At 29.4% G+C, this 23,293-nt stretch carries 27 protein-coding genes; 13 read left to right on the plus strand and 14 right to left on the minus strand.

Going from position 1 to position 23,293, the window contains the following annotated elements:
* The first annotated feature begins 221 nt into the window (after nucleotides 1–221).
* Nucleotides 222–437: a DNA-dependent RNA polymerase subunit epsilon gene (locus AC5EAH_RS05130; protein WP_493493691.1), complete on the plus strand. Its 216-nt coding sequence runs from the start codon at nucleotides 222–224 to the stop codon at nucleotides 435–437.
* A gap of 1 nt (nucleotide 438) precedes the next feature.
* The gene (rnjA, locus tag AC5EAH_RS05135) at nucleotides 439–2,133 is read left to right on the plus strand and encodes a ribonuclease J1 (protein WP_493493692.1); all 1,695 of its coding nucleotides are present in this window, start codon (nucleotides 439–441) and stop codon (nucleotides 2,131–2,133) included.
* 223 nt (nucleotides 2,134–2,356) lie between these two features.
* On the opposite strand, the gene AC5EAH_RS05140 is transcribed toward rnjA, so the two are convergent.
* From AC5EAH_RS05140 to recO, 4 genes are all read right to left on the minus strand, one after another.
* A complete protein-coding gene (locus AC5EAH_RS05140) occupies nucleotides 2,357–2,770 on the minus strand; it encodes an NUDIX domain-containing protein (protein WP_493493693.1) in 414 nt (137 codons plus the stop codon).
* 185 nt (nucleotides 2,771–2,955) lie between these two features.
* A complete protein-coding gene (gene rpoD, locus AC5EAH_RS05145) occupies nucleotides 2,956–4,053 on the minus strand; it encodes an RNA polymerase sigma factor RpoD (protein WP_493493694.1) in 1,098 nt (365 codons plus the stop codon).
* Between the two features lie 44 nt (nucleotides 4,054–4,097).
* Nucleotides 4,098–5,915, minus strand: coding sequence for a DNA primase (gene dnaG / locus AC5EAH_RS05150; protein ID WP_493493695.1), 1,818 nt, complete (start codon nucleotides 5,913–5,915; stop codon nucleotides 4,098–4,100).
* Nucleotides 5,916–6,102: 187 nt separating this feature from the next.
* Complete coding sequence (gene recO / locus AC5EAH_RS05155) at nucleotides 6,103–6,870, minus strand: DNA repair protein RecO (protein ID WP_493493696.1); 768 nt, start codon at nucleotides 6,868–6,870, stop codon at nucleotides 6,103–6,105.
* Between the two features lie 146 nt (nucleotides 6,871–7,016).
* On the opposite strand from recO, the gene mbhE reads away from it, so the two are divergent.
* From mbhE to mnhG, 7 genes are read left to right on the plus strand one after another with little or no spacing between them, the layout of a single operon-like run.
* Nucleotides 7,017–9,404: a hydrogen gas-evolving membrane-bound hydrogenase subunit E gene (gene mbhE, locus AC5EAH_RS05160; protein ID WP_493493697.1), complete on the plus strand. Its 2,388-nt coding sequence runs from the start codon at nucleotides 7,017–7,019 to the stop codon at nucleotides 9,402–9,404.
* Complete coding sequence (locus AC5EAH_RS05165; protein WP_493493698.1) at nucleotides 9,401–9,826, plus strand: Na(+)/H(+) antiporter subunit B; 426 nt, start codon at nucleotides 9,401–9,403, stop codon at nucleotides 9,824–9,826. The genes mbhE and AC5EAH_RS05165 overlap by 4 nt, the downstream gene beginning before the upstream one ends.
* On the plus strand, nucleotides 9,827–10,162 hold the full coding sequence (locus AC5EAH_RS05170; RefSeq protein ID WP_493493699.1) for a Na(+)/H(+) antiporter subunit C: 336 nt from the start codon (nucleotides 9,827–9,829) through the stop codon (nucleotides 10,160–10,162). It begins immediately after the preceding gene.
* Nucleotides 10,162–11,643, plus strand: a complete 1,482-nt coding sequence (locus AC5EAH_RS05175) for a Na+/H+ antiporter subunit D (protein WP_493493700.1) — start codon at nucleotides 10,162–10,164, stop codon at nucleotides 11,641–11,643. The genes AC5EAH_RS05170 and AC5EAH_RS05175 overlap by 1 nt, the downstream gene beginning before the upstream one ends.
* A gap of 1 nt (nucleotide 11,644) precedes the next feature.
* Nucleotides 11,645–12,124, plus strand: a complete 480-nt coding sequence (locus AC5EAH_RS05180) for a Na+/H+ antiporter subunit E (RefSeq protein WP_493493701.1) — start codon at nucleotides 11,645–11,647, stop codon at nucleotides 12,122–12,124.
* Nucleotides 12,121–12,423, plus strand: coding sequence for a monovalent cation/H+ antiporter complex subunit F (locus AC5EAH_RS05185; RefSeq protein WP_493493702.1), 303 nt, complete (start codon nucleotides 12,121–12,123; stop codon nucleotides 12,421–12,423). The genes AC5EAH_RS05180 and AC5EAH_RS05185 overlap by 4 nt, the downstream gene beginning before the upstream one ends.
* A complete protein-coding gene (gene mnhG / locus AC5EAH_RS05190) occupies nucleotides 12,392–12,691 on the plus strand; it encodes a monovalent cation/H(+) antiporter subunit G (RefSeq protein WP_493493717.1) in 300 nt (99 codons plus the stop codon). Before AC5EAH_RS05185 ends, mnhG begins: the two co-directional genes overlap by 32 nt.
* A gap of 37 nt (nucleotides 12,692–12,728) precedes the next feature.
* Here the strand turns inward: mnhG and AC5EAH_RS05195 are convergent, their stop codons facing one another.
* Nucleotides 12,729–12,947 (minus strand): hypothetical protein, encoded by a 219-nt coding sequence (locus tag AC5EAH_RS05195; RefSeq protein ID WP_493493703.1) that lies wholly within the window; start codon nucleotides 12,945–12,947, stop codon nucleotides 12,729–12,731.
* A 113-nt stretch (nucleotides 12,948–13,060) separates the two neighbouring features.
* Between AC5EAH_RS05195 and proC the strand changes: the two genes are divergently transcribed.
* From proC to AC5EAH_RS05215, 4 genes are all read left to right on the plus strand, one after another.
* On the plus strand, nucleotides 13,061–13,861 hold the full coding sequence (proC, locus tag AC5EAH_RS05200; protein ID WP_493493704.1) for a pyrroline-5-carboxylate reductase: 801 nt from the start codon (nucleotides 13,061–13,063) through the stop codon (nucleotides 13,859–13,861).
* 1 nt (nucleotide 13,862) lies between these two features.
* The gene (locus tag AC5EAH_RS05205; protein WP_493493705.1) at nucleotides 13,863–14,231 is read left to right on the plus strand and encodes a PaaI family thioesterase; all 369 of its coding nucleotides are present in this window, start codon (nucleotides 13,863–13,865) and stop codon (nucleotides 14,229–14,231) included.
* A gap of 97 nt (nucleotides 14,232–14,328) precedes the next feature.
* Nucleotides 14,329–15,564: an aminopeptidase gene (locus AC5EAH_RS05210; RefSeq protein WP_493493706.1), complete on the plus strand. Its 1,236-nt coding sequence runs from the start codon at nucleotides 14,329–14,331 to the stop codon at nucleotides 15,562–15,564.
* Nucleotide 15,565: 1 nt separating this feature from the next.
* A complete protein-coding gene (locus AC5EAH_RS05215; protein WP_493493707.1) occupies nucleotides 15,566–16,141 on the plus strand; it encodes a beta-class carbonic anhydrase in 576 nt (191 codons plus the stop codon).
* Between the two features lie 35 nt (nucleotides 16,142–16,176).
* Here the strand turns inward: AC5EAH_RS05215 and AC5EAH_RS05220 are convergent, their stop codons facing one another.
* The 9 genes from AC5EAH_RS05220 to rpsP form a co-directional block, all read right to left on the minus strand.
* Nucleotides 16,177–17,148: a glycosyltransferase family 4 protein gene (locus AC5EAH_RS05220; RefSeq protein ID WP_493493708.1), complete on the minus strand. Its 972-nt coding sequence runs from the start codon at nucleotides 17,146–17,148 to the stop codon at nucleotides 16,177–16,179.
* Between the two features lie 9 nt (nucleotides 17,149–17,157).
* Nucleotides 17,158–17,763, minus strand: coding sequence for a TVP38/TMEM64 family protein (locus tag AC5EAH_RS05225; RefSeq protein ID WP_493493709.1), 606 nt, complete (start codon nucleotides 17,761–17,763; stop codon nucleotides 17,158–17,160).
* A 185-nt stretch (nucleotides 17,764–17,948) separates the two neighbouring features.
* A complete protein-coding gene (gene rbfA / locus AC5EAH_RS05230; RefSeq protein WP_493493710.1) occupies nucleotides 17,949–18,299 on the minus strand; it encodes a 30S ribosome-binding factor RbfA in 351 nt (116 codons plus the stop codon).
* Between the two features lie 21 nt (nucleotides 18,300–18,320).
* The gene (gene infB, locus AC5EAH_RS05235; protein WP_493493711.1) at nucleotides 18,321–20,375 is read right to left on the minus strand and encodes a translation initiation factor IF-2; all 2,055 of its coding nucleotides are present in this window, start codon (nucleotides 20,373–20,375) and stop codon (nucleotides 18,321–18,323) included.
* 18 nt (nucleotides 20,376–20,393) lie between these two features.
* A complete protein-coding gene (locus tag AC5EAH_RS05240; protein WP_493493712.1) occupies nucleotides 20,394–20,696 on the minus strand; it encodes a L7Ae/L30e/S12e/Gadd45 family ribosomal protein in 303 nt (100 codons plus the stop codon).
* The gene (gene rnpM, locus AC5EAH_RS05245) at nucleotides 20,696–20,983 is read right to left on the minus strand and encodes an RNase P modulator RnpM (protein ID WP_493493713.1); all 288 of its coding nucleotides are present in this window, start codon (nucleotides 20,981–20,983) and stop codon (nucleotides 20,696–20,698) included. The genes AC5EAH_RS05240 and rnpM overlap by 1 nt, the downstream gene beginning before the upstream one ends.
* An 18-nt stretch (nucleotides 20,984–21,001) precedes the next feature.
* Nucleotides 21,002–22,108 carry a transcription termination factor NusA gene (gene nusA, locus AC5EAH_RS05250; protein WP_493493714.1) on the minus strand — a complete coding sequence of 369 codons (1,107 nt, stop codon included), beginning with the start codon at nucleotides 22,106–22,108 and terminating at the stop codon, nucleotides 21,002–21,004.
* Between the two features lie 17 nt (nucleotides 22,109–22,125).
* On the minus strand, nucleotides 22,126–22,593 hold the full coding sequence (gene rimP, locus AC5EAH_RS05255; RefSeq protein ID WP_493493715.1) for a ribosome maturation factor RimP: 468 nt from the start codon (nucleotides 22,591–22,593) through the stop codon (nucleotides 22,126–22,128).
* 182 nt (nucleotides 22,594–22,775) lie between these two features.
* Complete coding sequence (gene rpsP, locus AC5EAH_RS05260) at nucleotides 22,776–23,039, minus strand: 30S ribosomal protein S16 (RefSeq protein ID WP_493493716.1); 264 nt, start codon at nucleotides 23,037–23,039, stop codon at nucleotides 22,776–22,778.
* Between the last annotated feature and the right edge of the window lie 254 nt (nucleotides 23,040–23,293).

Consider the following 23,293-nt stretch of genomic DNA (forward strand, 5'->3'; position numbering starts at 1 on the left):
AAATGGGCTACATCGCAATTAATTCAAGATATATTTTCCTAGCATTTTTTGATATTTTCATGTATTATAAATTAAGAATGGTATGTTTGTAGCTACTAGAATCGTTCGATTATTGTCTATGTGGTCGCTGTATATTTCAATAACAGTGACCTTTATTCATCATTAAACAGTAGTCACATACTTTTATATTAATAAATTTTTAAAATTTTGGAGGTCACATTATGACAATTTACAAAGTATTTTTCCAACCAGATAGTTCACAAGCATTATTAAGAGAAAATACAGAAACAATTTATGTAGAAGCAGCTAGTGATGTAGAAGTCCGCAAATTTTTAGCTGATCGCCCTTATAATATCGAATTAATTCAAGCTTTAGAATCTAAACACTTAGACTATGAGCGCACACATAATCCTGATTTCAAAGTAGAGCAGGCTTAATATGAAATTTTTAAAAAATAATGAAACAGCCGTATTTGCTTTAGGCGGACTAGGTGAAATCGGTAAAAATACTTATGCTGTAGAATATAAAAATGAAATCGTTGTTGTAGACGCTGGTATTATGTTTCCTGAAGATGAATTATTAGGGATTGACTATGTTATTCCTGACTATTCTTATCTTGTTAAAAATAAAAATAAAATTAAAGGATTATTTATTACCCATGGTCATGAAGACCATATTGGTGGTATTCCCTTCTTATTAAAACAATTAAATATTCCTATTTATGGTGGAAAATTAGCATTAGGATTAATTCGTAATAAATTAGAAGAACATAATTTATTAAAAACGACTAAATTAATCCCTATTGAAGAAGACGATATTATTAAATTTGATAATATTTCTCTATCATTTTTCAGAACGACACACTCAATTCCTGATGCTTATGGTATTGTTATTGAAACGCCGAATGGTAAAATTGTCCATACAGGTGATTTTAAATTTGATTTTACACCTGTCGGCGAACCAGCTAATTTAACACGTATGGCTGAATTAGGAAAAGAAGGTGTTTTATGTTTACTTTCTGATTCAACTAATGCTGAAGTACCCACTTTTACAATGAGTGAACGTAAAGTTGGTGAAAGCATTGATAATATTTTTAGAAAAGTCCCTGGGCGTATTATATTTGCAACATTTGCTTCAAATATTTATCGTGTTAAACAAGTTGTTGAATCAGCTGTTAAGCATGATCGTAAAGTCGCAGTCTTTGGACGTTCTATGGAAAAAGCAATTAATATTGGTACTGAACTAGGTTATATCAAAGCACCAAAAGATACTTTTATTGAAGGTTCTAAAATTAAACAAGTACCTCCACATAAATTATTAATTTTATGTACGGGTTCACAAGGTGAACCTATGGCTGCATTAAGTCGTATTGCCAATGGTTCTCATCGTCAAATTTCAATTATTCCTGGTGATACAGTTGTATTTTCAAGTTCACCTATCCCTGGTAATACACTGGCAGTAAATAAAACAATTAATGCTTTATATCAAGCTGGTGCTGATGTAATTCATGGTTCATTAAATAACATTCATACTTCGGGTCATGGTTCTCAAGAAGAACAAAAATTAATGTTACGTTTAATTAAACCAAAATATTTTATGCCTATTCATGGTGAATATCGTATGCAAGCCATGCATGCCGAATTAGCAGTAGATTGTGATGTTGCCGAAGATAATATATTCATCATGGAAAATGGTGATGTTTTAGCACTAACAGAAGATAGTGCACGTATTGCCGGTAAAGTACCTGCATCAGATGTTTTAGTAGATGGTTCTGGTATTGGTGATATTGGTAATGTGGTCATTCGTGATCGAAAATTATTATCTGAAGAAGGTCTAGTTATTGTTGTTGTTTCTATTGATTTTAAAACAAAACATTTATTATCTGGCCCTGACATTATTTCTCGTGGATTCGTTTATATGAGAGAAGCTGGTAATTTAATTTTTGATGCACAACGTTTATTAAGACAAAGCGTTTTAGAAAAATTACATCAAGATACACCAGCAACATGGCAAATAATACGTTCAACAATCATTGAAAAATTAACGCCTTTCTTATACGAAAGAACTGCACGTCAACCAATGATTTTACCAATGATTATGGATGTTAATAAAAATAAAAGCAAAGATAAATAGATTAAAAGTACAATGAACATCAAACTGTTCATTGTACTTTTTTGATTTCTATACTAATATAGATACTTGCACAACAACAAATTAAACAAATAATAGCTGTGATATAATTCATCGTCATTTTTTACAGCTTAATAGTTAATTGTTCGCTATTTAGCTGTTATTCACCTCCTATATCAATTTTATATTCTTGATACGACAAAAATAATCTAATTTAAAATTTCTTTTATTTAAGCGTCTCCCATTGATCATATTTTATTGCTTGAAATGCTTTTTGTTGTTCTATTACTTTCAATATTAATGGCGAAGCATTTTGTTCATTTAGTTCTTTTATATTTACCCATTCTTCGCCCAATGAATCATTAACTTCATTATCATTAATATATTTTTGTACTTCTTCAACATCATTATTTTTTTCTAGATCAATATCATATACTCCAAAGATATGATGCACATACTGTTTCTCATTTATTTTTACAAAGCTGTCAAATAAAGCATTATTATAAACTTTAATTAATTTATAACTCGTTTCTTCCGTCAATTCTCTAGTCAATGTATCTAACAAACTTTCACCATTGTTACGACTACCACCAGGCAAATCATATCTACCATTATATGGCCCACCTTGTTTTTTATACATAATAATCTCTCGTCACGAATACACACACCATATACACCAAAATGTTCTAAAATCTCCATATATTCCCCTCACCTATTTTCTATTTATTTAAAAATTCAACAATTAAAAATCATTTAAAACTGCCCCTTTTTTGCCTCTTAAGTTATCCGAAAAACAAAACCCCTTGATATACAAGGGGTTAAGAGTTAGTCCATAAAATCTTTTAATTTTTTACTACGTGATGGATGTCGTAATTTACGTAAAGCTTTTGCTTCAATTTGACGAATACGTTCTCTTGTTACCCCAAAAACTTTTCCAACTTCTTCTAAAGTACGTGTACGGCCATCATCTAAACCAAAACGTAAACGTAAAACATTTTCTTCTCGATCTGTTAATGTTTCTAACACATCTTCTAATTGTTCTTTTAATAATTCATAAGCTGCATGATCAGCTGGTGATTGTGCTTCAGCATCTTCAATAAAATCACCTAAATGAGAGTCATCTTCTTCACCGATTGGTGTTTCTAATGATACTGGTTCCTGTGCAATTTTTAAAATTTCTCGCACTTTCTCTGGTGTTAATTCCATTTGCTCACCAATTTCTTCTGGTGTTGGTTCACGTCCGAAATCTTGTAATAATTGTCTTTGAATACGAATTAATTTATTAATTGTTTCTACCATGTGAACTGGAATACGAATAGTACGTGCTTGATCTGCAATTGCACGTGTAATGGCTTGACGAATCCACCAAGTTGCATAAGTTGAAAATTTAAATCCTTTACGATGATCAAATTTTTCTACCGCTTTAATTAATCCCATATTACCTTCTTGGATTAAATCTAAAAATAACATACCACGACCAACATATCTTTTAGCAATACTTACTACTAAACGTAAATTAGCTTCTGCTAAACGTTTTTTAGCACTCTCATCCCCTTGCTCAATTAATTCGGCCAAATGTACTTCTTCTTCTGCATTTAATAATTGTACTCGCCCAATTTCTTTTAAATACATACGAACTGGATCATTGATTTTGATACCTGCTGGTACTGATAAATCATTCAAATCAATTTCCTCTTCTGCTTCTTTCATGTTCTTCTCAGTGATAATCACTACATCATTTTCATTTAATAATTCATAAAAGTCGTCCATTGCATCTGTATCAATTTCAAAAGGAGAAAGTTTTTCCAGTATTTCTTCTTGAGTTAATTCACCATTTTTCTTTCCTTTTGCGACTAACTCTTCTTTAATTTGATTTAATAATAATTCTTGTTCACTAGATTGTTGTTCTTTTTTTTCTGTCATGTTATTTCTCCTTTATTTCAAATAATAAATAAAATATTTGATTATTAGCGACTATTTTTTTGAGCATTAAGCAAAGTCATATATTGTGTTGTCAATTTTAATACAGTTGACATATCATTATTTGACTTTGCAACAACAATATTTTGTTGTAATTGTTGTAATTGTGCTTTAATATCTTTCATATTTAATAAAACATTTAAATAATCTTTCATTTCATTAGGTTGCATTTCAGGACTTATAGCCAAACTATCAATGATATTAGCAAGTTCTACTTCCAAGTTTGACGATAAATAATTTAAAAATTGATTAAAAATCAACACATCATGCTGCGCATAATATTCACCTAATTGATTAAAAATATTGATCAATTCAGGCTGACTAAATTGATAATTAGCAATACGATGATAGTATTCTAAATAAATATGTTTATCTGAAAAAAAACGTTTTAACATTAATAATTCTGTACGTTGTTCCTTAGATAATTTTAAATTTTGTTGACTTTGTTTTAAGTAATGCGATGACACATTAATCATTTGTTGTTGCGTGAATTGCTGAATATGAACTGCTTCTACTTGTTCAATTTCAATTAATAAAGTTTGATAATTCAATTCAAATAATTGAGCTAATTTCTCTAATAATTTATTACGTAAAGATAAATCCATAACTGATTTAATATCTGGTAATAATTTATTTTTAATAGCAATTACAGCCTGATCATTTGTTAATGAAACTTGAGATCTTAAATATTTAATTTTAAAAGATAAAAAATGCTGTTTGTAATCAACAATATATTTATGAAATTGTTGTTCTCCAAATTTTTTTATATATTCATCTGGATCCAGATTATCTTCTAACTGTATAACATAAGTATTAAAACCTTGTTGATATAATTGTTCTCCAGTAGTCAGCATTGCTTGTTGTCCTGCTTTATCACCATCAAATAATAATGTCATATTTGTCGTTAATTTAGATAATAAATTAATATGTGCGGAACTTAAAGCCGTACCCATAATTGCTACACCATTTGTCACTCCTGCGATATGTGCAGAAATATTATCCATGAAGCCTTCAAAAATAATAACTTCATTTTGTTTTTTTATTGCAGTACGTGCATTAGAAAAATTATATAATGTCTGGTTTTTAATAAATATTGGTGTTTCTGGACTATTAATGTATTTAGCCTGGTTAGGTAAATTATCAATTGTTCTAGCTGAAAAAGCGACGACTTTACCTTGCTGATTTTTAATAGGAAACATAATACGACCACGAAAACGATCATAATATTTAAAATTCTCTTCATCTTTATTAATTAATCCTGCTTGAACCATTTCATTTAAATCAAACTGATTATTGGTTAGTTGCTCCACAGTAAATGTATCCAAATTTGGTGCATAACCTATTTGAAATGTTTTCAATTGTTGATCAGTAAAACCACGCATTTTTAAATAATCGTAAGCTATTTTACCCTCATCATAATTCATCAATACTTGATGATAAATTTCTGTCATTACTTGATGCGCATACATCATATGTGCTTCTTGTGTATCTATTTGGCTTAATAATGGTGCATTTTGTGTATTAAACTCAATATTTACACGCTTAGCCAATTTTGCTGCCGCTTCTTGAAATGAAATATTTTCAATTTGCATTAAAAATTGAAACGCATTACCGCCTTTTTTACAACCAAAGCAATGACAAATTTGTTTCTCAGGAGATACTGAAAAAGAGCCTGTTTTTTCATCATGAAAAGGGCATAATCCTATATAATTTCTGCCCCGCTTAGTTAATTGTACATAATCACTAACAATATCAACAATATCTGTTTCATTTAAAATCTGTTCAATTTTTTTATTATATGCCATGTACTTCTCCCACCTTTGATAAGGGTGTCGTAATAATAGTCTTAATCTTTAGGCGCTTATTATATCATTTTAATTTACTTCTAATCCTAGATAAAAGAACATATTTACGTAATTATAATGATAACAAAATTATTAAGAATGTCAATGATTTCACTACATAATTAACAATATTAAATTACACAGCAACCTATTCTAATAATTCTTTTGATAATTTATCCATTTGCTTAATAACTTGTCTTGATTTTATATATATCCCTAAATTATCTTGGTATAAAATATCTATAAAATTCCAAATTTGACGACATGTCTCATCTGAAATTGATAAATGATTTAATTGCGTCACCGGAATATAAAATAAGCGTCTAATAATATACAATGCTTTAGCTGACAAAGGTAATGCATTAGGATAATGACTTTGACACTGATAACAAATCGTACCATCATGTTTAAAATCATAGGCTAGTAATTGACTTTCATCTTTAACACCACAGTGATAACACTGACCTAAACGAATAGCAATACCATTCATATTTAATAATTTTATTGCCAGCATTAAACAATATGCTTGTGCATTTTGCCCATTATTAATTGCCGTTAATGCTGTATCTAATAATGTATATGCACCTACAGAAGGACGATCATCATTATCAAATGTACGATCAAATAATTCTAAAATATATTGTGCATATGTTGATTGTAAAATATCTGTTTTAATATTTTTAAAATAATCTATGACATCAATTTGAGAAAGTACGCCCATACCTTTACCTTTATTAAAAATAAATTCAGCTTTGTTCATCAATTGACAACTCGTAACAAACTTACTTTTAGGAAGATTAGCACCTCTAGCTAAAATAGCTATTTTTCCCATAGCAGGAGTATAAATAGTCACAATTTTACTACTATCACTATAATCTAACATTCTTAAGATAATTCCTTGTTCTTGTAAAATCATATTCTCCTCTCTTTCTTTTTAATCATACTGACTTTACTAGCTTTAAGTCAAATTTAATCCACAGTAAAAAGAGCCCAATTATTTCTGACTTACTTGACTTATATGTTATAATTTACTTTATACTTAAATTTAAAGGAAGTGAATATATGTCCATACTACATTGGTTAATTTGTTTACCACTATTAGGTGCAATACTAACACCAATATTAAGAAAATATTTACCTACAATTCACACAGGTCTATTTGTTTTCTTTATTCCATTGTCAATTTTTATTTATTTACTCACACTATTACCCATTATCGGTCAATCACAAACAATCATTTTACCATTAACAATGTTGAATCACTTCGGCATAAGTTTCGACCTTTATTTAGACGGTTTGAGTTTACTATTTGCACTACTTATTTCTGGTATTGGAAGTTGCGTTATCTTTTATTCTGTTTTCTATTTAAATAAGAAGAAAGAAGATTTAGGGGCTTTTTATACTTACCTATTGCTATTTATGTTTGCCATGTTAGGTGTCGTACTTTCTAATAATTTATTATCTATTTATATGTTTTGGGAGTTTACCTCACTAGCATCTTTTTTATTAATTGGTTTTTGGCATTATCGTGAACGTTCAAGATACGGTGCATTAAAATCAATGATGATCACTGTTTTCGGTGGTTTAATGATGTTAGGTGCCATCGCTATTATTTATAATTTAACACAAACATTAGAAATTCGTACTTTAATTACTTTAGCACCACAATTCATCTCACATCCTGCATTTACACTCGCTATGATTGGTATTTTATTAGGTGCTTTTACTAAATCAGCACAATTTCCATTTAGTATTTGGTTGCCTGATGCAATGGAAGCTCCGACACCCGTTAGTGCTTATTTACATAGTGCCACTATGGTTAAAGCTGGAATTTATTTATTGGCAAGATTAACACCGATTTTTGCTCTAAATACTTATTGGTCTTATATTTTAGTTATTGGTGGTTTAACTACTTTAGTATTAGGTTCATTTTTATCACTTCGTGAACATGATTTAAAAGGATTATTAGCCTACTCTACAATTAGTCAATTAGGCTTAATGACATCTATGCTTGGTGTTGGTGGCTTAAGTTTCTCATTAACTACAATTAATGAGAATATTTATGCAGTTGCAATATTTGGTGTCATTTTCCATATCATTAATCATGCATTATTTAAAGGTACACTATTTATGATTACAGGAATTATTGACCATGAAACAGGTACTCGTGACATACGTGAATTAAGTGGTTTAATGCACCATATGCCTATTGTTTTTACATTAACAATTATTGCTAGTTTAAGTATGGCTGGCTTACCACCATTTAGTGGTTTTTTAAGTAAAGAATTTTTCTTAGATAGCTTTGTTATTTTTTCTCAATCACATGTACATTGGTTGATGAAAGTAGCACTTGTCGTTGCTATCTTTGCTTCAATATTTACTTTTATTTATTCAGCAATTATTATGACCAAACCTTTTTTAGGTAAATTCATTGAAGAAAAATATCCTAGACATATACATAAAGAAACAATTTTAATGCTAGCTTCACCTGTAATATTAGTGCTATTAATTTTAATAATTAGTTTGTTCCCTAATATGTTAAATCGTTACATTATTCAACCAGCTACTCAAGCAATTTTATTACCATTGTATAATTCTGGTGACAATTATGAAGTGCATATTAGCTATTGGCATGGCTTTACACCAACATTACTATGTACATTGATTATTATCTTTTTAGGTTTAATTGGATTTATTTCTTTTAAATATTGGTCTTACATTTATAAATTTTTCCCTAAAAAAATAAGTGTTAACTATATTTACAATACTTTAATTTATATTTTACCTAAAAAATTATTAACCTTATTAAAATTTATAATGAATGGTCAATTAAGACGTTATTTTATCATTATTTTAAGTTTTATTATCATAACTACAAGTATTAGTTTAACTATTTATTATCCATTTAATATAGACATCACGAATGCTTCGCCTATGCAATGGATCAATATTGTTATTTTCATTACGATTATCTGTTGTGCTGTTGGTATATGTTTTACAAGAAATCGCCTTCTAGCTATTTTACTATCTAGTGGTATTGGTTTCTCAATGACTTTATTATATATGTCATTTAAAGCACCTGATTTAGCATTCACACAATTTACAATAGAATCTATTTCGACAATTTTATTTTTAATCGCTTTTGTGTTACTGTCTAAAAACATTAAACATTTAGAAAAAATAAAATTTAAAATAACTAATGCTCTAATTGCTGTAACTATTGGTACATTGTTTACGATTATTGGTTTATTAGCTTACAGTCAAAAATATCCTGCACAATTAATTGACTATTATATTAAAAATGTTCATGATTTAGCAGGTGGTGGTAACATTGTCAATGTTATTATCGTAGATTTCCGTGGCTATGATACTATGTTTGAAATTGCAGTATTAACAATAACTGGACTTGCTATTTATGGCTTAATGAAAACAAGGAGGTTAAAGAAATGAAACAACAAAATAATTTAATATTCCAATCACTTGCGATTATACTAGCTATTATTTCATTTCTCTTCTCAATTCAAATATACTTTACTGGACATTTTAATCCAGGTGGTGGTTTTATTGGTGGTTTAATTTGTACATCAGGACTAAGTATTTTATTATTAGCTTTTGACGTACAACAAGTAAAAAAATGGTTACCTATTAATTATATTTCATTAAGTGGCATCGGTTTAATCATTTCTATATTAACTGGTGCTCACGCTATGTTAACAAATAATAATTTTTTCAAACACCATTTTACACACATTCACTTTCCTATTTTAGGTGATTTAGAACTCCATACTGCAGCTATTTTTGACCTAGGTGTCTATTTAATTGTTGTTGGTGTTTTAATGACAATAATTTTATCAATGTTGGAGGACAGATAAATGGAATATATTATGATTATTTTATCAGGCTGTCTGATAACTTTTGGTGTTTATCTGATGTTATCTAAAAGTCTATTAAGAGTAATTTTAGGTACAGGATTATTTGCCCATGGTGCTAATTTATTATTACTTACTGCCGGTAGTTTTAAAAATAATACTGCAGCTTTATTAAATGAAACTTCAACTAATTATGTTGATCCATTACCACAAGCATTAATATTAACTGCTATTGTTATTGGCTTTGCTGTCACAGGATTTTTATTAATTATTGCAATTAAAAATTATCAACTTACTGCGTCAGATGATATTACACGTTTAGAAAAGGAGGATGAATAATGATACAAAATTTACCCGTCATTCCAATTTTTATTCCTCTTATTGTTGCAGCTCTTTTAATCTTAATTAAAGATATTAAGCTACAAAAAATTATTTCTATTTTATCTTTAATTATTACATTGCTGTTCACATTAATTATGATCATTTACATTACTAAAGAAGGACCCATCGTTTTAGAAATGGGACAATGGCCTGCACCTTTTGGTATTGTCTTAGTTAGTGATTTAGCTAGTAGTTTTCTTGTTTTTACATCAACATTAATTACATTAATTGTACTTGTCTACGCCTTTCCTTCTATTGGACGTAATCGAGAAAATATCTTTTTCTATTCAGGTATACAATTTTTATTAGTAGGTGTTAATGGGGCATTTACGACAGGTGATATTTTTAATTTATATGTTATGTACGAAGTATTATTAATGGCTTCTTATCTATTAATTGTTATTGGTGGTCGTCAACAACAACTAAAAGCTTCTATTAGCTATATTTTAATTAATGTTTTTGGTGGTACAGTATTTGTTATTGCTTTGGCTTACTTATACACAGTTGTAGGTACATTAAACATGGCACATATTTCACAAACCATCAAAATATTAAATCAACCTAGTATTATTAATATTATTGGTATCGTGTTTATTACAGTGTTTGCCTTAAAAGGTGCATTATTCCCATTATTTGTTTGGATGCCTAAAGCTTATAGTGCACCACCTTTTGCCATTAGTGCATTATTTGGTGCATTATTAACAAAAGTAGGTATTTTCTCAATACTAAGATTTTATAGCTTAATGTTTCCAATTGATCATCACTTTATCCAAAAATTATTATTGTATATTGCACTTATCTCTATTATTGTAGGCTGTATCGGTGCTATCGCACATTATAATATGAAAGAAATTTTAATTTATAATATTATTATTGCTGTTGGTGTAATTACTGTAGGTATTGCTTTAATGACAACTGACAGTATTATCGGTAGTTTATTCTACACCATTCATGATATGCTAGTCAAAGCACTATTATTCTTATTAATTGGTAGTATCATTTACATTACTAAAAAACCATCAATGTATTATATGCGTGGTTTAATTCATCAATATCCTCTATTAGGATGGCTATTCTTTATTGCCACATTATGTATTGCAGGTATTCCACCGTTTAGTGGGTTTTATGGTAAATTATTAATTATTCGTGCAGCTTTTGCTACTCAACATCATTATCCAGCTATTATTATTTTATTATCTAGTTTAGTTGTTTTATATTCTATGATTAAAATTTTTATTAATGTCTTTTGGGGTGAGCAACCGATGGAACATGAGAAAATTAACATTAAATCATTATTATTACCTATTATCTTATTGACTGTGACTATTATCATATTTAGTATTTCAGCTAATGCATTATACCCATATTTAGATACAGCATCTCAATATTTCACGTCACCAGATAAATATATTAATGTCGTATTACAAGGAGGACAATAATATGGCCCAACAGTTTATATATAATATTATTTTAGCCTTTTTGTATATGTGCTTCAATTTAGAATTTACAGTTTCTAGTTTTGTTGTTGGGTTCTTTTGGGGAATCATACTATTGTTTATTTTCAGACATCATTTTAAAACTATGTTTTATTTAATTTATCTATGGAAATGGTTTAAATTAATAATGATGTTTACTTGGGAATTGATGAAAGCTGATATTGCTATTTTCAAATTAATTTTAAAACCAAATTTATCATTACAGCAACATTACATCCAATTACCTTTAACGGTTAAAAAAAATTGGGAAATTGTACTACTAGCTAATATGATTACTTTAACACCTGGTACTTTAACAACTGAGGTATCTTCTGATAATAAGTACTTATTAATACATTGTGTCAATACAGATAATCCTGTTGCTGAAATTAAAGGCATTAAAGAAAGTTTTGAACGTGCTATTTTGGAGGTACATAAATCATGATATTAACATTTGCACTTTATTTTGCATTAGGCTGCATTAGTATTTCATTTATTTTAATGATTTTAGCTATTATGAAGGGCCCTACTTTACTTGATCGTATTGTAGTTAGTGATGTTTTAGGTGTCTTATTATTAGCACTTATTGTATTACTTTCAATGCTATTTAATTCTACGACTTATTTAGCTTTAGTTTTATTAATTGCATTAATTAGCTTTATAGGCTCCGTTGCATTAGCTAAATTTGTTGAGAAAGGACGTGTTATTGACTATGATAACTCAAAGCATTCAGATCATCATTAGTCTGCTATTAATTATCGGTGGTCTTGCAACATTAGTTGCTGCCATTGGTATTTTGAGATTTCCAGATGCTATTTCTAAAATTCATGCTTCTGGACTAGCCTCAACATTCGGTGTTATAGCTATTATCATTGCTGCTATTTTATATTTCAAATTATATTTTAACAGTATTAATTCACGTTTAATACTAGCCATTATTTTTATATTAGTTACTTCTCCTATCGCAGCACATTTAATGGGACGCAGCTACCTAAATAAATATAGAAAATAATAAAAGTAAAAGATAGAAATGTTTAATATTAACACTTCTATCTTTTACTTTTTTGTTTAATAATTGTATTCAAACTAACTAACCATACTAACAATAATAAAATTAAAACAATAATATAAATGATTAACAAACGATTAGTTAAACTACCATTATTATAAGTTATAATTCCTATTATAATCGTCAAGATAATCATTATTGTTGACTGTAACATCATCTTATTAGTTACGTGCTTAGCTGTTTTTTGATTCTTCTTCATTTTCTAACACCTCTCTTCAAATTAAATTATAGCTGTTTTCATTTAACTTATAAAGCCTTTATAAGTAAATTATGATACAATAAATAAAAACCTATTATGAAAGGATACTCTCTATGATCAACATTGGATTTATCGGAACTGGTAATATGGCACAAGCTATTGCAACAAAATTAGCACAACAAGCAGAATATCAATTAATTGCATATAGCCCTACACCAAATAATTTACAAAATTTTTGTGATAATTTTAATGCAATCAAAGCATCAAATAATCTATCACTTATTGAACAAAGTGATATTATTATTTTAGCAATTAAACCGCAATTAATGGCAACATTACTTAATGAAATCACACATAGTCTTAAACAACAATTAATTATTACTATTGCTGCTGGTTTGACATTAAATGATTACCATCATTATTTACCTCAACAAGCTATTATACGTGCTATGCCGAATTTAAATGCTAGTATCGCTCAAAGTATGACAGCTTTAACAACACAATATGCCACTTCTCAACAAATGTTACAAGCACAAGCAATTTTTAATACCATCGGTAAAACAATTATATTACCTGAAGATAAATTTAGTATTTTTACAGCATTAGCTGGTTCTGCACCCGCCTATATCTTTTTATTAATTGATACATTAGCTAAAGCTGGTGTTAAACATGGTTTACCTAAACAATTAGCAGTTGATATTGTTAGTCAAATGGTATTGGGCAGTGCGGATTTAGTACAAAAAAACACGCTACACCCACAACAATTAATTGATCAAGTTTGTTCACCTGGTGGTACGACAATTGCAGGCTATTGTGCATTAGAAGAACAACACTTTAATAATAGTTTACTAAAAGCTATAGATACTGTAATTGAACGTGACTTACAATTATCTAAAAATAATAAGGAGGCGTAATATGTCTATTATTGACCATTTAAATATTACTGTTATTAAGCAAGATACTCATTCTTTAGTATTACAAATGCCTATTCAAGAAAAACATTTACAACCATTTGATTTTGTACATGGTGGTGTTAATTTATTACTAGCTGAAACAGCCGCCAGTATCGGTGGAAATATGTTAATTGCTAATGATGAATTATGTTTCGGACAACAGATCAATGGTCATCATATTAAAGCAAAACGCCATGGTATTTTATACGCACACGCACAATGTCAATTCAAAGGTAAAACGAGCCAAGTATGGCAAGTCAATATTATTGATGAAGATGAAGACTTAGTTTGTTTAGCTACTTGCACATTAGCCGTTAAAAAACAAAGATAACCCTTAACGAAATTATCTAATATTAGGTAATTTCGTTATTATTTATCTGAAAAATATGATAATATAAGAACATAGTTTAAATATAAGGAGAACTTTCATGAAAAATTTTGAAACACATTTACAAAAATATGCAGAAGTTATCACACAAGTTGGTGCAAATGTTCAAAAAGGACAAAGAGTATGGGTGAATTGTACAACTGATGCTTTACCACTAGTTTATAAAGTTGTAACAGAAGCTTATAAACTAGGTGCATCAGATGTTCATGTTAAATTAACCGACGATAAATTATCACGTTTACATGCTGAATTACAACCTAAAGAATACTTCAGTGAAATTCCTGATTTCTTAGTTGATGAACGTCGTTTTTATTTAGATAATAATGTTGTGTTTATTCATATTATCTCTTCTGCACCAGATTTATTTAATGGTATTGAACCACAAAAATTAGCTGATTTTGCTAAAAACTCTGGTGAAGCATTTAAATATTATCGTTACCGTACAATGAATGATAAAAATTCATGGACAATTGCTGCCTATCCTTCACCATCATGGGCTAAATTAGTTTTCCCAGATGAAGAAAATAATGAAGTAGCACAAGCAAAATTATTAGAATCAATGTTAAAAGCAACACGTATTTATGAAGATAATCCTGTAGAAGCTTGGGAACAACATCGTGAAAAATTAACTAAAGTCGCACAATATTTAAACGACAAACATTATAAAGCATTACATTATACAGCACCTGGCACTGATTTAACTATTGAATTAGCTAAAACTCATATATGGGTAGCTGCTGGTGGTATTAATGAGCAAGGTGATGCTTTTATTCCAAATATGCCAACAGAAGAAGTATTTACAGCAGCACATAAATATGGATTAAATGGTTATGTAACAAATACGAAACCTTTATCTTATCAAGGCACTATTATTGATAATTTCACTTTAACTTTTAAAGATGGTAAAGTAGTTGACTTTAAAGCTGAACAAGGTTATGAAACTTTAAAACATTTATTAGAGCAAGATGAAGGATCAAAATATATTGGAGAAGTTGCACTTGTTCCTCATGATTCTCCAATTTCTAATAGTGGCTTATTATACTACAATACATTATTTGATGAAAATGCTTCAAATCATTTAGCATTAGGAGCTGCTTATCCAACAAATATTGTAGGTGGTGGTGATATGACAGAAGCTGAAGTTGCTGACGCAGGTATTAATCAATCAACAACACATGTTGACTTTATGATTGGTAGTAGCGAGATGAATATTGATGGTATTACTGAAGATGGTACAAAAGAAGCTGTGTTTAGAAATGGTAACTGGGCATTTTAATATGAAATTATTATACGATATTTTAGAATTTAATCGCCGATTTGTTGACAATAAAGATTATTTACCTTATCAAACTGATGATAAATATCCTGAAAAACGTGTTGTTATGTTTACTTGTATGGACACACGTCTTGTCGAACTATCATTAAAATCATTAAATCTTGCTACTGGTGATGTTAAAGTAATAAAAAATGCTGGTGCAATTATTACACATCCTTTTGGTTCAATTATGCGTAGTTTGATCGTTGCAGTATATAGTTTAAAAGCAGATGAAATTATTATTATGGGTCATCATGATTGTGGTATGAATATGGTAGATGCTAGTGCACTTGTTGAAAAAATGCAACATCGTGGTATTACAGAAGATACTTTAAAAACATTAAAATATTCAGGTATTGATGTCGAACAGTGGCTACATGGCTTCGATAATGTATATGATTCAGTTAAACATAATGTGAACACTGTTGTTAATCATCCACTCTTACCTAATAATGTCCCTGTTCATGGATTAGTTATAGATCCTAAAACAGGCAAATTAGATTTAGTTGTAGATGGTTACCAAGCAATTAAAAACTAATAAAATAAACTCAAGGTCGTTTTATCGCCTTGAGTTTATTTTATTAGTACTTTTTGATATACTGTGACTAATTGTTGACCTATTTTTTTTATATCTCTTTCTTCTGCTCTTTGATAAGCATTATCTACTAAACTAGATAATTTACCAGATACAATAGCGGATATTTTTTGTTCACATTCTTGTAAAGTTGAAAACTTATAAACATCTTCATTCGCTTTAAACATTTCACGATAAATTTCTATATCTCTTACTAGAACAGGTATTTTCATTGCAAAGGCTTCTAATAACACAATACCTTCTGTTTCTTCATATGTCATAAATAAAAATAATGCAGCTTGACTATAAATTTGCTGAAGTTGTGTTTTATTAACGTAACCTGGAAAATGTAAATTAGGTAATTTAATTGCTAAGGCACGTTTTATTTCTTTCGTCTGTAAAGATTTTTCTGTATAACCATACCAATAAAATTGATATTGAGGACATTGTTTAGCCATTTCTACAAAATCAATTAATCCTTTTCTTTCAATATAATGACCCACTGAAATAATCATTTTATCATTTCTTAATTGATTAGCTGCAACTTTAAAATCTTGTAAATCAATACCATTAGATACGACATAAATTGGCTTATCTAATTGATAATTTTCTAATAATTGTTTTGCATAGTTCGTTGGTGTTATCAACATATCAGCTTGATTATAACAATAACATAACCATTTTTTAAATAATGGTGCTAAACGATTAGAAAATTTAAAAGAATTTTTAAAATCTTCTACAGTTGAATGTGCATGTATCACAACTTTTTTTCCTCGTTTTTTAGCTAGCTTACTTGAAATAACCGTTGTTGGAAAAATAGTATTAAAATGCACAATATCACTTTCACTATAGTTGGTTAGCTCTATATTTTTTTGATATGATAAAGCTGTTAATTGATGCTCAATTGCTTTACCAATACCACTTTTTGCTACAATATTTTTATAACGTTGATCTAGCCAAACTTTAATCATGATATCTCCTTAAAAACCTAATAAATGCCAAACGTATTGCCCAATTTTTGCCATACCATAACTATAGGTAAACAGTGCTAATGGCTTAGACAATAATAAGATAATTAAAAATGTACGTAACTTCATTTGTGTTAACCCTGCCACATAACAAAGTACATCGTCAGGCGCAATTGGGAAAAACATTAGAAAAATAAACCATTTTAAAAAATTTTGATTACTTTTTTGTTGTATAAAATATTTATCATATAATTTATCACCGATGATTAAATTAACAAAATTTTTTCCGTATTTTCTTGCTAAAATAAATGCTATTACTGATCCAATACAAATACCAATATAATTATAAATAAATCCTATCCATGTGCCGTAAATTAATACACCTACGATTGAAGTCACTGCACCAGGTAAGATTGGAATAACTACTTGAAAAATTTGAATAGCAATAAAAATAATAATACCCGATTTACCATATTTTGCAATATATTTTTGTAAAGCATCTGCTGATGTTAATAAACCTAATTGATACCAACGTATAAATAATATAATCATACCAATTATCGAAACAATTGTTAAACTGTGCATCACAATAGTCCATAATTTTTTTTGTTGTTTCATAGCACCTCCACAGTCGTTGAAGTTTAATAATTCTAGTATAATTAATATCCAATATAAAAAGCAAGAGAGATTCTCTTGCTTTTAACTATAATGATTGTCTAAGCAACTATTATATATTTTATTGCATCATTATAAGATAGTTATTAATATAACAAATATTTCTTAAATCTTTCTAAAATATACAACTATTTATTTGATTGATTAATTTTGGCTAATAATCTATCAATTTTATCTCCATACTCAATGGATTCATCGTATGCAAATGCTAATTCTGGTACTTTACGCAAACGAATCACTTGACCAACTTCACGTCTAATAAATCCTTTTGCTTGTTCTAAAATCTGTAATGTTTGATCCCGTTCAGTTTGACTACCATATACAGTAACAAATACTGTAGCTTGTTGTAAATCACCTGTTACTTCAACATCTGTTACAGTAACAAAACCTAATTGTGGATTTTTCATTTTTTGATTAATAATTGTACTGATTTCTTGTTTCATTTGTTCAGAAACACGTTCAACACGTATTTTTGCCATAATTTATTACCTCCGTTATTTCTAACGTTTGATTTCTTCCATTATGAATGCTTCAAATACATCGCCTTCTTTAATATCATGATAATTTTTCACAGTAATACCACATTCATAACCAGTATTAACTTCTTTAACATCATCTTTAAAACGTTTTAATGTATCAAATTCACCTTCATAAATAACAATATTGTCACGAATAACACGAACTTGTGCATCACGTGTCATTTTACCTTCGGTCACATAACATCCTGCAATTGTTCCTATTTTTGTTACTTTATAAGTTTGACGTACTTCTGCTAATCCAATTACTTTTTCTTCGTATTCTGGATCTAATAAACCAGTCATAGCTGCTTCAATTTCTTCAATTACTTTATAGATAATTCTATGTAAACGAATATCTACACCTTCTGATTCTGCCATACTTCTAGCAGTTGCTTCTGGACGTACATTGAATCCGATAATAATACCATTAGAAGCCGATGCTAAAGTAACATCTGATTCATTAATTGCACCCACACCTGTGTGAATAATGCGTACATTGACACCTTCAACATCAATTTTAGCTAAACTCATTGCTAAAGCTTCTACAGAACCTTGAACATCAGCTTTTATAATTACATTTAAATCTTTCATTTCGCCTTGTTTCATTTGCTCAAACAAATTATCTAATGATACTTTAGCTGTCTCTTGACGTTGTTCAACAATAGCTTTTTGTTCACGAATTTCACCAATAGAACGTGCTGTTTTTTCATCAGCAAATACAACAAAACGATCTCCTGCATAAGGTACACCATTTAATCCTGTAATTTCTACAGGTGTTGACGGTGCAGCATGTTGTACACGACGCCCTAAATCATTAACCATCGCACGTACACGACCAAATGTATTACCAACAACAATCGGATCTCCTACATTTAATGTTCCATTTTGAACTAATAATGTTGCTACTGAACCTTTACCTTTATCTAATTGTGCTTCAATTACAGTTCCTAATGCTAAACGTTGAGGATTAGCTTTTAATTCTTGCATTTCAGTCACTAACAAGACCATTTCAAGTAAAGTATCTACACCATCACCTGTTAAAGCTGAAATTGGTACAAAGATTGTATCTCCTCCCCAATCTTCACTTGTTAAACCATGTTCAGCAAGTTCAGCTGTTACACGTTCAGGATTAGCTGTTGCTTTATCCATTTTATTTACTGCAACAATAATTGGTACTTCTGCTGCTTTAGCATGATTAATCGCTTCAATTGTTTGTGGCATTACACCATCATCTGCGGCAACAACTAAAATTGTAATATCAGTTACTTTCGCACCACGTGCACGCATCGTAGTAAACGCTGCATGTCCAGGCGTATCTAAAAAAGTAATTTTCTTGCTGTCAACCTCTACTTGATAAGCACCAATATGTTGTGTAATACCACCTGCTTCTGATGAAGTTACTTTTGTATTTCTAATAAAATCTAATAATGTTGTTTTACCATGGTCAACGTGTCCCATAATTGTTACTACTGGTGGACGTGTTGATAAATTCGTTTCATCTTCTTCAACATCAAAATATACATCTAAGTCTTCAGCATTAACAACGACTTCGTCTATAATCTCTTTACCATAATCTGCAGCAATTAATTCTACCGTGTCACGTTCTAATGACTGTGTTACAGTTGCCATAACTTTTAAATCTAAAAATAATTTTTTAATTAATTGTGCGGCGGGTACACCTAACTTATCTGCTAACTCACCTACAGTAATACCTTCTGATACAACAATTGTATCATCAGCAACTGTTTCATCAGTTGTTGCTTCAATCATAGCAGGTTGTTCTTTTTTACTAAAAGATTTTTTATCTTTTTTAATATTCTTTTGTTTTTTCTTTTTCTTATTTTGCTCTTTTTTATTATTAACAGACACTTTTTCACTACCTTTTTTTATTTTTTTATCTAATAGCACAACATTATCATCTGTTAACATTTGCATATGACTAGATACTTCTAATCCTTCATTTTTTAATATTTCTATAATTTCTTTTGATTGTTTATTATGCAATTTTGCATATTCATAAATTCTAATTTTACTCATGTATTTTACCTCCGCTTATTAGTCACATAGTTGGCGAATACTTTTAGCAAAGCCCGAATTATTAACACCAATAATAACTCTTGTTGCTTTTCCAATGGCATAGCCTAATTCATATCGTGTACCTAGTTTAACTAGCTCTATATGATAACTTTTACATTTATCTTCTATTTTTTTTGTTGTGCTTGCTGAAGCATCTTCAGCAATAATTACCAATTTACATTTACCTTTTTTAATATCTGCAAGTACTAATTCTTCGCCCGTTACTAATTGTCTTGCTCTCATAGCTAAACCAAGTAAATTATATATTTTATTGTTTAACATTATTTTTTAGGAATTTGTTTGCGATAGATAAGACGAATAATCTCATTATAAATTGGTTCTAGCGTCTCGCTATCACTTCCAAAAAATTTTTCTAACTTTTGCTTATTACGGGCATCTTCAATTACTGTTAGATCATCTGAAACATAAGCACCACGACCAGCTTGTTTACCAGTAGGGTCAACAAAAATTTGATTTTCTTTATTTTTTACTATACGAATCATATCTTTTTTTGGTTTCATTTCATTGCTTAAAATACATTTACGCAATGGTACTTTTCTTTGTTTCATTATTGTCACCTCTAAATGTTATAATTCTTCTATTACATCATTGTCTATTTCATTTTGATCTTTTACTTCTGCATACAAACCTTCTGCAATGGCATCACTTTCTGATTTTATATCAATTTTCCAATTTGTTAATTTGGCAGCTAATCTTGCATTTTGTCCTCTTTTACCAATAGCTAATGATAATTGGAAATCTGGCACAACAACAAGTGCTGATTGTTTTTCTTCATTAAGTTGTACTAATAATACTTGAGATGGACTTAAGGCATTTGCAATAAATATTTTTGGATCTTCTGACCACTCAACAACATCTATTTTTTCACCATGTAATTCATCAACAATAGTTTGTACACGTGCACCTTTACCACCAACACATGCACCTACTGCATCAATACTCTTATTCTCTGAATGAACTGAAATTTTAGAACGATCACCTGCTTCACGTGCCACTGATTTAATCTCTACAATACCATCATAAATTTCTGGTACCTCTGATTCGAATAATCGTTTTAATAAGCCAGCATGTGTTCTTGACACTAAAACATGTGGTTGAGAACCCTTTTTAGAGTTTTCTACTTTAGTGACATAAACTTTAATATTTGTTTGTGGTATATATTGTTCATTAGGCATACGCTCAGGTTCGCCTAAAATCGCTTCAGTTTTTCCTAATTTTACATAAACAAAACGGTGATCAATACGATCAATTACACCATTCATAATATCGCCTTCATGTTCTGAAAACTCTTTATATAAAATTTCTCTTTCTGCTTCACGAATACGCTGCATCACTGCTTGTTTAGCAGCTTGTGCACCCACTCGACCAAAATCTTTAGGTGTAACTTCTTCTTCGTAAATATCACCTATTTCATAAGCTGGATTGCTTTCCAAAGCAACCGAAAGTTCGACTTCTGTACGATCATCAAACACCTCTTCAACTACTTCTTTACGTGAATAAACTTTATATTCACCTGTTGTATCGTTGAAATCAACACGAACATTTTTAATTGTATTAAAATTTTTACGATAAGCCGAAGTTAATGCAGCTTCAATAGCTTCTTTCAATACTTCACGAGAAATTCCTTTCTCCTGTTCAATAAATTCAATAGCTTTTAATAATTCGTTTGTCATTTTTTCCTCCACATCTATTAAAATTTAATAGCTAAACGTACTTTAGCAATTTTATTTCTTGGTATTGTTATAGTTTTTCTTCTTGTTTTAATTAAAACTGATAAACTTAAAGTTTCTTCAGTGATTTCTAATAAATCACCTTGCCAGATTTTATCACCATCTATTTTTTCATATAAATTCACTTGAATATATTTACCTATTGCATTGTGATAATCTTCTTCATTTTTCAAAGGACGCTCAGCACCCGGAGAAGAAACTTCTAAAAAATAAGGTTCTTCAATAGGATCATTACCATCTAAAATTTCACTAATTTTCTCACTAACTAAAGCACAATCATCTAAATCAATGCCTTGCTCTTTATCAACAAAAATTCGTAAAAAATAATCAGCACCTTCTTTAACGAACATAATATCAACTAAATGATATTGAGAATCTGTAAAAATTGGTTGAATTAACTCATTAACTTTTTCTACTATTTTACTCATAACACACATCCTTTCAATATAAAAGAGTGGCGAAGTTCTTTTCGCACACCCTCTCATAAGTATTTACTTAATTCACTACATAATATCATAATTTATTCTAATTATCAAGTATAATACATTAGTTCATCTTCATAAATACATATAAAAAGCAAGAATTCTCTTACGAACTCTTGCAATAATTATTATTTGCTTTCGTGGAATTTTTTCATGATTCCAGCTTTTGATAATAAACTACGTACTGTATCAGATGGTTGTGCACCATTAGCTAACCATTTTAAAGCTAACTCTTCGTTAATTGTTACTTGTGCTGGTTGTGCAACAGCATTATAAGTACCAATTGTTTCGATTGAACGACCATCACGTGGTGCGCGAGAATCTGCTACTACAATACGATAGAAAGGTGATTTTTTTGCACCCATACGTTTTAAACGAATTTTTACTGCCATGTTTTATTCACTCCTTGTAATATCATTTATTATTTAAATCAGTTTTCTTTGTAAAGTAATTTTCTTTACATATCAAGAAAAGTTTGAGGATATTTCTTGATATTGTGTGCTTGAGGTACTTTCATACAAGATAAGATGGTTATTTCCACTCATTTTCTGGACAAAAGTCATTTACTATAATATCAATACCTAGACTTACTGTCAAGGTTTTTTTCTTGAAAGGTAATTCTTTTCTCATTCACATGTGATAATGT

It is taken from the genome of Staphylococcus sp. B1(2026) (assembly GCF_058895785.1).